10 protein-coding genes and 1 other annotated feature are annotated in these 10,398 nt (G+C 51.2%); of the genes, 5 read left to right on the top strand and 5 right to left on the bottom strand.

Going from position 1 to position 10,398, the window contains the following annotated elements; translation table 11 throughout:
* Positions 1-200 precede the first annotated feature (200 nt).
* The 3 genes from clpB to rluD all read right to left on the bottom strand — a co-directional run bounded on the left by clpB (position 201) and on the right by rluD (position 4,612).
* Positions 201-2,774 (bottom strand): ATP-dependent chaperone ClpB, encoded by a 2,574-nt coding sequence (gene clpB, locus JQ822_RS11360; RefSeq protein ID WP_213133530.1) that lies wholly within the window; start codon positions 2,772-2,774, stop codon positions 201-203.
* 129 nt (positions 2,775-2,903) lie between these two features.
* Positions 2,904-3,635 (bottom strand): purine nucleoside phosphorylase YfiH, encoded by a 732-nt coding sequence (gene yfiH / locus JQ822_RS11355; protein ID WP_213133529.1) that lies wholly within the window; start codon positions 3,633-3,635, stop codon positions 2,904-2,906.
* A complete protein-coding gene (gene rluD, locus JQ822_RS11350) occupies positions 3,632-4,612 on the bottom strand; it encodes a 23S rRNA pseudouridine(1911/1915/1917) synthase RluD (protein WP_213133528.1) in 981 nt (326 codons plus the stop codon). Before rluD ends, yfiH begins: the two co-directional genes overlap by 4 nt.
* Before the next feature lie 131 nt (positions 4,613-4,743).
* Between rluD and bamD the strand changes: the two genes are divergently transcribed.
* The 4 genes from bamD to pheA all read left to right on the top strand — a co-directional run bounded on the left by bamD (position 4,744) and on the right by pheA (position 7,501).
* A complete protein-coding gene (gene bamD / locus JQ822_RS11345) occupies positions 4,744-5,481 on the top strand; it encodes an outer membrane protein assembly factor BamD (protein ID WP_096756107.1) in 738 nt (245 codons plus the stop codon).
* 271 nt (positions 5,482-5,752) lie between these two features.
* Positions 5,753-6,091 (top strand): ribosome-associated translation inhibitor RaiA, encoded by a 339-nt coding sequence (gene raiA, locus JQ822_RS11340; protein WP_096756105.1) that lies wholly within the window; start codon positions 5,753-5,755, stop codon positions 6,089-6,091.
* A gap of 102 nt (positions 6,092-6,193) precedes the next feature.
* Positions 6,194-6,318, top strand: a sequence feature (Phe leader region).
* The gene (pheL, locus tag JQ822_RS11335; RefSeq protein WP_100250063.1) at positions 6,195-6,242 is read left to right on the top strand and encodes a pheA operon leader peptide PheL; all 48 of its coding nucleotides are present in this window, start codon (positions 6,195-6,197) and stop codon (positions 6,240-6,242) included. (Overlaps the previous feature by 48 nt.)
* 22 nt (positions 6,319-6,340) lie before the next feature.
* Entirely contained in the window at positions 6,341-7,501 is a 1,161-nt protein-coding gene (gene pheA / locus JQ822_RS11330) for a bifunctional chorismate mutase/prephenate dehydratase (protein WP_213133527.1), read from the top strand.
* Between the two features lie 47 nt (positions 7,502-7,548).
* Here pheA and tyrA read toward each other — a convergent pair whose 3' ends face one another.
* Positions 7,549-8,670 carry a bifunctional chorismate mutase/prephenate dehydrogenase gene (tyrA, locus tag JQ822_RS11325; RefSeq protein ID WP_135324699.1) on the bottom strand — a complete coding sequence of 374 codons (1,122 nt, stop codon included), beginning with the start codon at positions 8,668-8,670 and terminating at the stop codon, positions 7,549-7,551.
* 10 nt (positions 8,671-8,680) lie between these two features.
* Positions 8,681-9,751: a 3-deoxy-7-phosphoheptulonate synthase AroF gene (gene aroF / locus JQ822_RS11320; RefSeq protein ID WP_135324698.1), complete on the bottom strand. Its 1,071-nt coding sequence runs from the start codon at positions 9,749-9,751 to the stop codon at positions 8,681-8,683.
* A gap of 215 nt (positions 9,752-9,966) precedes the next feature.
* Here aroF and JQ822_RS11315 point away from each other — a divergent pair, with 215 nt between their 5' ends.
* Positions 9,967-10,341: a DUF2799 domain-containing protein gene (locus tag JQ822_RS11315; protein WP_213133526.1), complete on the top strand. Its 375-nt coding sequence runs from the start codon at positions 9,967-9,969 to the stop codon at positions 10,339-10,341.
* The last annotated feature ends 57 nt before the right edge of the window (positions 10,342-10,398 follow it).

The following is a 10,398-nucleotide window of genomic DNA, read 5'->3' as shown; positions in this document are numbered from 1 at the left end:
CGCTGACCCGGCGGCTTGTAATCCGTTGTTCCGTGTCAGTGGAGGCGCATTATAGGGAGTTATTTCAGGCTGACAAGGGGAAAATACAAAAAACTTATCAACCGATTACTTTTCCACCAAAACCAGTAATGAATGGTTATTTTTGCCTGGTTTTTAAACAAAAACGAGCCCCGCAGGGCCCGTTTTTAGTATTTTGTGACTTACTGCACTGCCACAATACGATCGTCATTCACTTCCAGACGAATGGTTTTGCCAGGAACCAGCTCACCAGACAGGATTTGCTGGGCCAGCGGGTTTTCAATCTGCTGCTGGATAGCACGTTTCAATGGACGCGCCCCGTAGACCGGATCGTAACCATTCGCACTCAGCAGTTTCAACGCCTCGTCAGAGATGTGGATTTCATAGCCACGCTCTTCCAGACGTTTGTACAGACGCTGCAACTGGATCTGGGCAATAGACGCAATATGTTGTTCACCCAATGGATGGAAGACAACAACTTCATCTATACGGTTAATAAATTCCGGGCGGAAGTTTTGGCTGACAACGCCCAGTACCAGATCTTTCATATGTCCGTAGTCCAAGTCGCCGAAACGTTCCTGGATGAGATCGGATCCCAGGTTCGAAGTCATGATGACCACCGTATTACGGAAGTCGACCGTTCTCCCCTGCCCGTCGGTCAGTCGACCGTCGTCCAGCACCTGCAACAGAATGTTGAACACATCCGGATGCGCCTTTTCCACTTCATCCAGCAGAATGACGGAATAAGGACGACGACGTACCGCTTCTGTCAGATAGCCACCCTCTTCATAACCAACGTATCCCGGAGGTGCACCCACCAGACGTGAGACAGAGTGTTTCTCCATAAACTCGGACATATCGATACGCACCATCGCGTCGTCGCTGTCGAACATAAAGTTAGCCAGCGCTTTACACAGTTCAGTTTTACCGACACCGGTCGGCCCGAGGAACAAGAACGAACCGATCGGACGATTCGGATCGGACAGCCCCGCACGGCTACGGCGAATAGCGTTAGATACCGCTTCCACCGCTTCGTTCTGACCAATTACGCGGTTATGCAGATCCTGCTCCATGCGCAGCAATTTTTCACGCTCGCCTTCCAGCATGCGGGCGACAGGGATCCCCGTCCAGCGTGCCAGCACTTCGGCAATTTCCGCATCCGTCACTTTATTACGCAACAGACGCATGGTTTTGCCTTCAGACTGGGTTGCTGCTTCCAGCTGTTTTTCCAGCTCAGGAATTTTGCCGTACTGCAGTTCGGACATCCGCGCCAGGTCACCCACGCGACGCGCCTGTTCGATAGCGATTTTCGCCTGCTCCAGTTCAGCCTTAATCGTCTGCGTGCCGGAGAGTGACGCTTTTTCCGCTTTCCACTCTTCTTCTAACTCAGAGTACTGACGTTCTTTGTCGTCCAGCTCTTCGTTGAGCATATCAAGACGTTTTTTACTGGCTTCATCAGACTCTTTCATTAACGCCTGTTGTTCCAGTTTGAGCTGGATGATACGGCGGTCGAGTCGGTCCAGTTCTTCCGGCTTGGAGTCAATCTGCATACGAATGCTGGACGCGGCTTCATCGATAAGGTCGATGGCTTTATCCGGTAACTGACGGTCGGCAATGTAGCGGTGAGACAGCGTCGCTGCCGCAACAATTGCCGGGTCAGTAATCTGCACATGGTGGTGCAGTTCATAACGTTCTTTCAGGCCACGCAAGATTGCGATGGTGTCTTCTACTGAAGGTTCAGCCACAAACACCTTCTGGAAACGACGCTCAAGTGCGGCATCCTTTTCGATGTACTGGCGATACTCATCAAGCGTTGTGGCCCCGACACAATGCAGTTCCCCACGTGCCAGCGCCGGTTTCAGCATATTCCCGGCATCCATGGCACCATCGGCTTTACCTGCGCCAACCATAGTATGCAGCTCATCGATAAACAGAATGACGTTACCTTCCTGTTTCGACAGATCGTTCAGCACACCTTTTAAACGTTCTTCAAATTCACCGCGATATTTCGCCCCAGCCACCAGCGCGCCCATATCCAGCGCCAGCACCCGGCGGCCTTTTAAGCCTTCCGGTACTTCGCCATTAATGATCCGCTGAGCAAGTCCTTCAACAATGGCCGTTTTACCGACACCAGGCTCACCGATTAATACCGGGTTGTTTTTAGTACGGCGTTGCAGCACCTGAATAGTGCGGCGAATTTCTTCATCACGGCCGATAACCGGATCGAGCTTACCCTGTTCGGCACGTTCGGTCAGATCGACGGTATATTTTTTCAAGGCCTGACGTTGGTCTTCAGCCCCCTGATCGTTCACGCTTTCACCTCCACGCATCTGTTCAATTGCCTGAGTGATATTGGCGGTCGTCGCCCCCGCTGATTTTAATAAATCGGTCAGCGTACCGCGCGACTCAAGCGCCGCCAGAACGAACAGTTCCGACGAAATAAAATTGTCCCCACGCTTTTGCGCCAGCTTGTCGCACAGATTCAGTACACGCACCAGCTCCTGAGAAGGCTGCACATCACCGCCGGTACCTTCTACCTGCGGCAAGCGGCTTAATGCCTGATCAATGGCTGTGCGTAACTGGCCAGCATTAATGCCAGCAGACGTTAACAAAGGACGGACCGATCCCCCTTCCTGATTAAGCAAGGCGCTCATTAGATGAAGAGGTTCGATAAATTGGTTGTCGTGCCCCAGTGCGAGTGACTGGGCATCGGCGAGAGCAAGCTGGAATTTATTAGTAAGACGATCCAGACGCATAACTCCTCCCATAACAGATCAAAATTGCTACTGGAGATTAAATGAGGTCATCCCTCAATTATTCAAGGTGAATGACCTGAATTATGTGAAAAGAAAATTACGCGTACCGGATCGTCTTGATTCTTTAGGTTATATCAGCCAAATAAAACTTGCCATACGACCGGTGGTATTCTCGCGACGATAAGAGAAGAACGTCTCACTTTCGCTGAACGTACAGCGGTCACCGCCGTAGACGTTCTCGACCCCTACATTTGCAAGGCGCTGATGCGCAAGCTGATAAATATCCGCCAGGTACTTTTCGCCACGCGGCTGAAATGCGCAGTCCGCTTTCGGATCTTTGGCCATAAACGCTTCACGCACTTCGGGTCCCACTTCAAACGCGCGGGGACCAATTGCCGGACCTAACCAGGCAATAATATTTTCAGGTTTATCAGCAAAACAGGCCACCGTCTCTTCCAGCACACCTTCACACAACCCACGCCAGCCCGCATGAGCCGCTGCGACTTCCGTTCCTGCACGATTACAAAACAGCACCGGCAAACAGTCCGCAGTCATCACCGCACACACGGTGCCCGGCGTATTGCTGTAAGACGCATCCGCACGCTTAGAATGATAAGGCTCGCCGGTCAGTTTCAGGACTTCTTTACCGTGCACCTGTTCGAGCCAGACGGGTTTTGAAGGCAGATTGCCCGCAGCAAATAGCCGTTTGCGGTTCTCTTCAACATGTTCCGGGTTATCGCCGCAATGGGCGCCCAGATTTAGCGAATCATACGGCGGCATACTGACGCCGCCAATACGGGTAGAACTACAGGCTGCAACACCTTGCGGCAGCGGCCACTGCGGGACAATTAGCTTACTCATAGCCAGGCAATATCATCCTTATGCTCTTCGAAATCGGCACGCATCACGGCAATCAGATCAACCATATCTTGTGGAATCGGCGCATGCCATTCCATTTCGATACCGGTGATCGGGTGATACAGGCGCAGCATGGTGGCATGCAGCGCCTGGCGATCGAACTTACGTAGGGTAGAAATGAACGCATCCGATGCGCCTTTCGGAGGACGCGGACGACCGCCGTAGACCTGATCTCCCACCAACGGGTGGGTAATATGCGCCATGTGCACGCGGATCTGGTGCGTACGTCCGGTTTCCAGACGCAGCCGAAGACGCGTGTGCACACGGAAGTGTTCCATAATGCGGTAGTGTGTTACCGCAGGTTTACCCATGGGATGCACGGACATATGCGTACGCTTGGTGGGATGACGGCTGATCGGCTCTTCTACAGTGCCGCCTGCTGTCATATGACCAATCGCCACAGCTTCATACTCACGCGTAATTTCACGCAGCTGCAACGACTCAACCAGACGCGTCTGCGCCGGAACCGTTTTTGCTACCACCATTAATCCGGTAGTGTCTTTATCCAGACGGTGCACGATACCTGCACGTGGAACATCTGCAATTGGCGGATAGTAATGCAGTAACGCATTCAACACCGTGCCATCAGGATTACCGGCCCCCGGATGCACCACAAAGTCACGTGGTTTGTTGATGACCAGAATGTCGTCATCTTCATAAACGATATCCAGCGGGATATCTTGCGCTTCAAAACGTATTTCTTCGTCAATTTCAGCATTGATGGAGACACGTTCCCCACCCAAAACTTTTTCTTTCGGCTTATCGCAAAGATTCCCGTTTACCAGCACGCGCTGGTCGAGGATCCATTCTTTTATGCGTGAACGCGAATAATCAGGGAACAATTCGGCCAAAGCCTGATCTAAGCGTTGACCGAGCTGATTTTCGGAGACTGTTGCGGTGAGTTCTACTCGTTGTGCCATAAACTGCTTCTTCGTTTAACGTTGGGTTTTACGGCTTTGCCGTTTAATATAGTGTGCTATTGTAGCTGGTCTTAACCGGGAGCAGGAACAGAGAATCTCCCGTAAAACATTTTGAGGAAAGTCAAAACGTCATGACGCGCATGAAATACCTGGTGGCAGCAGCCACGTTGAGCCTGTTTTTGGCGGGTTGCTCTGGTTCAAAGGAAGAGGTGCCCGATAACCCACCAAATGAAATCTACGCGACTGCTCAGCAAAAGCTGCAGGACGGTAACTGGAAACAGGCAATAACGCAATTGGAAGCGTTGGATAATCGCTATCCATTTGGACCGTATTCGCAGCAGGTGCAATTAGATCTCATCTACGCCTACTACAAAAATGCCGATCTGCCGCTCGCTCAGGCTGCCATCGATCGCTTTATCCGTCTGAACCCAACACACCCTAACATTGATTATGTCATGTATATGCGTGGCCTGACCAATATGGCGTTGGATGATAGCGCACTGCAAGGATTCTTTGGTGTTGATCGTAGCGATCGCGATCCCCAACACGCCCGAGCTGCGTTTAATGACTTTTCCAAACTGGTACGTGGTTATCCGAACAGCCAGTACACGACAGATGCCACCAAACGTCTGGTGTTCCTGAAAGATCGCCTGGCGAAGTATGAATACTCCGTTGCTGAATACTACACCGCACGCGGCGCGTGGGTTGCCGTGGTAAACCGAGTGGAAGGTATGCTGCGTGACTTCCCGGATACTCAGGCAACACGTGATGCTCTACCGCTGATGGAAAACGCCTATCGCCAGATGCAGATGACCGCACAGGCAGAAAAAGTGGCGAAAATCATTGCCGCCAACAGCAGCAACACTTGATTTACCGCTGAATGCAAAACGGCAGCCCAAATGGGCTGCCGTTTTTTTATCCGTTGGCGCCGCAACTGAAGCGGTTTAGCGGCGACGCATCCCATCAAATATGGCCTGCTTTCAGGTATTCCTCAAGTAAAAAATCGCCTGTTCCTGCGATGCCTCACAAAAAGGTTTTCTTGACAAAAAGCGACAAAATAATGTGATTTAAATCACACATTTTGACATTAGGAAAGGTATGCTGGAATCACCAAGACGGGAAAGACAAGAGGTAAAATTTATGACAATGAACATTACCAGTAAACAAATGGAAATTACTCCGGCAATTCGCCAGCATGTCGCAGACCGTCTCGCCAAACTTGAAAAATGGCAAACTCATCTGATTAATCCGCATATCATTCTGTCCAAGGAGCCACAGGGTTTCACTGCTGATGCCACCATCAATACACCGAACGGACATTTGGTTGCCAGCGCGAAGCACGAAGATATGTACACCGCTATTAACGATTTGATCAACAAGCTGGAACGGCAGCTCAATAAAGTGCAGCACAAAGGCGAAGCCCGTCGTGCAACAACTTCAGTAAAAGACGCCAACTTCGTCGAAGCAGAAGAAGAGTAGTCCCTTACATTGAGTGTATCGCCAACGCGCCTTCGGGCGCGTTTTTTGTTGACAGGGTGAAAACACTACGGGTACTTTACTGTCGTAGCCAAAGGAAAATGACATGAAACTTGTTCCGTTCTTCTTCGCATTCTTTTTTACCTTCCCCTGAATGGGAGGCGTTTCGTCGTGTGATAAAGAATGCGAAGACGAACAATAAGGCCTCCCACAACGGGGGCCTTTTTTATTGATAATAAAAAAGGCAACACTATGACATCGGAAAATCCGTTACTGGCGCTGCGCGATAAAATAAGCACGCTGGATGAAAAATTACTGGCTTTGCTGGCTGAGCGTCGTGGTCTGGCCGTCGAAGTTGGTAAAGCAAAACTGCTTTCCCATCGTCCAGTACGCGATATTGACCGCGAACGCGATCTGTTAGACCGGCTGATACAGCTTGGTAAAGCGCATCATCTCGACGCTCACTACATCACGCGTCTGTTCCAGCTGATCATCGAAGATTCTGTGCTCACCCAGCAGGCGCTCCTGCAGCAGCATCTGAACAAGATCAATCCACACTCAGCCAGGGTCGCTTTTCTGGGGCCAAAAGGCTCTTATTCCCACCTTGCCGCGCGTCAGTATGCCGCTCGCCATTTTGAGCAATTTATTGAAAGCGGCTGTGCAAAATTTGCCGATATCTTTAACCAGGTCGAAACCGGGCAGGCGGACTACGCGGTAGTACCGATTGAAAACACCAGCTCCGGCGCGATTAACGATGTTTACGACCTGCTGCAGCACACCACGCTCTCTATCGTCGGTGAGATGACCATTATCATCGACCACTGCGTGTTGGTTTCCGGCACTACGGATCTGGATAGCATCGAAACGGTGTACAGCCATCCGCAACCGTTCCAGCAATGCAGCAAATTCCTCAATCGTTACCCGCACTGGAAGATCGAATACACCGAAAGCACCTCGGCGGCGATGGAAAAAGTGGCTCAGGCTAACTCACCACACGTGGCAGCTCTGGGTAGCGAAGCCGGCGGCATGCTGCACGGTCTGCAAGTACTTGAACATATTGAAGCGAATCAGACGCAAAATATTACCCGTTTTGTGGTGCTGGCACGCAAGGCTATCAATGTTTCCGACCAGGTTCCGGCGAAGACCACGCTGCTCATGGCGACAGGACAGCAAGCGGGTGCGCTGGTTGAGGCCCTGCTAGTGCTGCGCAACCATAATCTGATTATGACCAAGCTGGAGTCACGCCCGATCCACGGCAATCCGTGGGAAGAGATGTTTTATCTCGACATCCAGGCCAACCTGGAATCGCCGGAAATGCAAAAAGCACTGAAGGAGTTGGGGGAGATTACGCGTTCAATGAAGGTGCTGGGATGTTATCCGAGTGAGAACGTGGTACCGGTCGATCCAAGCTAAAGTGCGATAATACCGGATGGTGTATACACCGCCATCCGGCATCAATTCTACTGGCGGCTATCGTTGGCCTGACGCAACAACGTGCGGCTTTCGTTCTGGAAGCGTTTGGCATAATCGCCAAACCAGTGCTCAACTTTACGGAAGCTGTCGATAAATGCCTGCTTATCCCCCTGCTCCAGTAAACCGATCGCCTCACCAAAACGTTGGTAGTAGCGTTTGATCAGCGCGAGGTTACTCTCTGACGACATAATGATGTCGGCATACAGCTGCGGATCCTGAGCAAACAGGCGTCCAACCATGGCCAGTTCAAGACGGTATATCGGCGAAGAAAGCGCCAGTAACTGCTCTAACTGAACATTCTCTTCCGCTAAATGCAGCCCGTAAGCAAAGGTTGCGAAGTGGCGCAACGCCTGAATAAACGCCATGTTCTGATCGTGCTCGACGGCACTGATCCGATGCAGTCGCGCCCCCCAGACCTGAATCTGTTCCAGGAACCATTGGTAGGCTTCCGGCTGGCGTCCATCGCACCAGACAACCACCTGCTTTGCCAGACTGCCGCTGTCCGGGCCAAACATCGGATGCAATCCGACTACCGGACCATCATGCGCCGCCAGCATCGCCTGCAGCGGGCCGTTCTTCACCGAGGCCAGATCGACCAGGATACAATCAGCAGGCAAGCGCGGTAATTTCGCGATCACCTGTTCTGTGACGTGAATAGGCACGCTAACGATTACCATTCCAGCGTCGGCCACGATGTCCTCGGCGCGATCCCAGTCCTGTTGTTCAAGAATACGCACCTGATAACCTGACAGAGTAAGCATTTTCTCGAACAGCCGTCCCATCTGACCACCACCACCGACGATCACCACCGGGCGTAAATCAGGACAAAGCGTTTTAAATCCTTTGTCATTCTCGCTGGAGTATGACTCACGCATCACTCGACGTAACACATCTTCAATCAGATCCGGCGGTACCCCGAGCGCTTCCGCTTCTGCACGGCGAGAAGCCAGCATAGACGCCTCCCGCTCAGGCACGTAAATCGGTAGCCCGAAGCGACTTTTTACTTCGCCAACTTCGGCAACCAGTTCCAGACGGCGCGCCAGCAAATCCAGCAGCGCCTTATCCACTTCATCAATTTGATCGCGTAAAGCGGTCAATTCAGCCACCATAACTCACCTCTTAAGCCAGGCGCGTCGCCAGTTGGCCGTTCAAGTCTTTATTAATTTCACGCAACAACGCGTCCGTCATTTCCCAGCTAATGCAGGCATCGGTTACGGACACGCCGTATTTCATTGCGCTACGCGGCTGCTCGGAAGACTGATTGCCTTCGTGAATATTGCTTTCAATCATCAGGCCGATGATTGAACGGTTGCCATCTTTAATTTGTGCAATCACAGACTCTGCGACGGCAGGCTGGCGACGGTAATCTTTGTTGGAGTTACCATGACTGCAATCTACCATCAGTGACGGTCGCAGTCCCGCCTGCTCCATTTCTTTTTCGCACTGAGCAACATCTGCCGGGCTGTAATTCGGTGCTTTACCACCACGCAGGATCACATGACCGTCCGGATTGCCCTGCGTTTGCAGCAGTGCCACCTGCCCTGCCTGGTTAATCCCCACAAAACGGTGCGACTGTGCCGCTGCGCGCATGGCGTTAATGGCTGTCGCCAGGCTACCGTCAGTGCCGTTTTTAAAGCCAACCGGCATAGACAGACCCGACGCCATTTCACGATGAGTTTGTGATTCCGTCGTACGCGCACCGATAGCGGACCAGCTAAACAGATCGCCCAGGTATTGCGGGCTGTTGGGATCCAACGCTTCTGTTGCCAGCGGCAGTCCCATATTCACCAGTTCAAGCAGCAGCTGACGCGCAATTTTCAGACCTGCTTCAACATCAAAAGAGCCATCCATATGAGGATCGTTAATTAACCCTTTCCAGCCGACGGTGGTACGGGGTTTTTCAAAATAGACGCGCATCACCAGGTAGAGGCTATCGCTGACCTCTGCGGCAAGGGCTTTAAATCGACGAGCATATTCCAGAGCAGTTTCAGGATCGTGAATTGAGCAAGGGCCACACACCACCAACAAACGCGGATCGCGACCGGCGATGATGTCAGAAATCGTTTTGCGCGACTGAGCAATTTGCTCCTCTTGCGCCTGGCTCAACGGGAATGCCGTTTTAAGTTGTTCCGGGGTCATCAGAACCTGTTCGTCGGTAATATGTACGTTATTCAGCGCGTCTTTTTGCATGATGGCGATCCTGTTTAGCTCGTTTGCGATAGTTATTCCTCAGCGAGGAGGTGATTACGATAACACAACAGGTAAAGATTTCAATCCACATTCCGTAAATTTTAATTTACAATGCCCTATTTCACAGCAAAGTTACGGCAAAAAACGTACAATTAAATTTACACGCGCCAATTATCAGATCCGCTATGCTTTAAAAAAACCAGGGAGTATCAGCAATGAAGCGACTCATCAGCACTGTATTGGCATTACTTCTTAGCGGATGTCAGATAGATCCCTATACCCACGCGCCTACCTGGACCGGCACCGACTGGTACGATGCCGGGATACAAGATGCTATTTCAGGGTACGTCGTTAAAGATAATGAAACACTTGCCGACAATTACAATGATCCCGAAGTCGATCGTGCACAATATCTTAAGGGTTACACCGAAGGGCAGAGAAAAACCTGTCAGCCGGATTTTGTCTATGCAAGGGGAGTGGCCGGAAAAACCTTTCCACCGAGTTGCGATACTGTCGAAAATGTCAGTCAGTTACACAGCGCCTGGCAAAAAGGTTCAAATGAAGGCGCAGCCTCTATAAGACTAAACTAAACAATAACTTATAATTGATGGATTAATGAGATTTAACTTAAATCAGAAATATTATCC

This window comes from Citrobacter sp. FP75, from assembly GCF_018342065.1.
Taxonomy (GTDB): Bacteria; Pseudomonadota; Gammaproteobacteria; order Enterobacterales; family Enterobacteriaceae; genus Citrobacter.
This window is presented reverse-complemented; position numbering and strand designations above follow the sequence as displayed.

Coding starts and splice junctions, on each gene's coding strand:
- raiA (WP_096756105.1), top strand. CDS start 5,753: ATGACAATGAACATTACCAGTAAACAAATGGAAATTACTCCGGCAATT.
- bamD (WP_096756107.1), top strand. CDS start 4,744: ATGACGCGCATGAAATACCTGGTGGCAGCAGCCACGTTGAGCCTGTTT.
- aroF (WP_135324698.1), bottom strand. CDS start 9,751: ATGCAAAAAGACGCGCTGAATAACGTACATATTACCGACGAACAGGTT.
- tyrA (WP_135324699.1), bottom strand. CDS start 8,670: ATGGTGGCTGAATTGACCGCTTTACGCGATCAAATTGATGAAGTGGAT.
- pheA (WP_213133527.1), top strand. CDS start 6,341: ATGACATCGGAAAATCCGTTACTGGCGCTGCGCGATAAAATAAGCACG.
- JQ822_RS11315 (WP_213133526.1), top strand. CDS start 9,967: ATGAAGCGACTCATCAGCACTGTATTGGCATTACTTCTTAGCGGATGT.
- clpB (WP_213133530.1), bottom strand. CDS start 2,774: ATGCGTCTGGATCGTCTTACTAATAAATTCCAGCTTGCTCTCGCCGAT.
- yfiH (WP_213133529.1), bottom strand. CDS start 3,635: ATGAGTAAGCTAATTGTCCCGCAGTGGCCGCTGCCGCAAGGTGTTGCA.
- rluD (WP_213133528.1), bottom strand. CDS start 4,612: ATGGCACAACGAGTAGAACTCACCGCAACAGTCTCCGAAAATCAGCTC.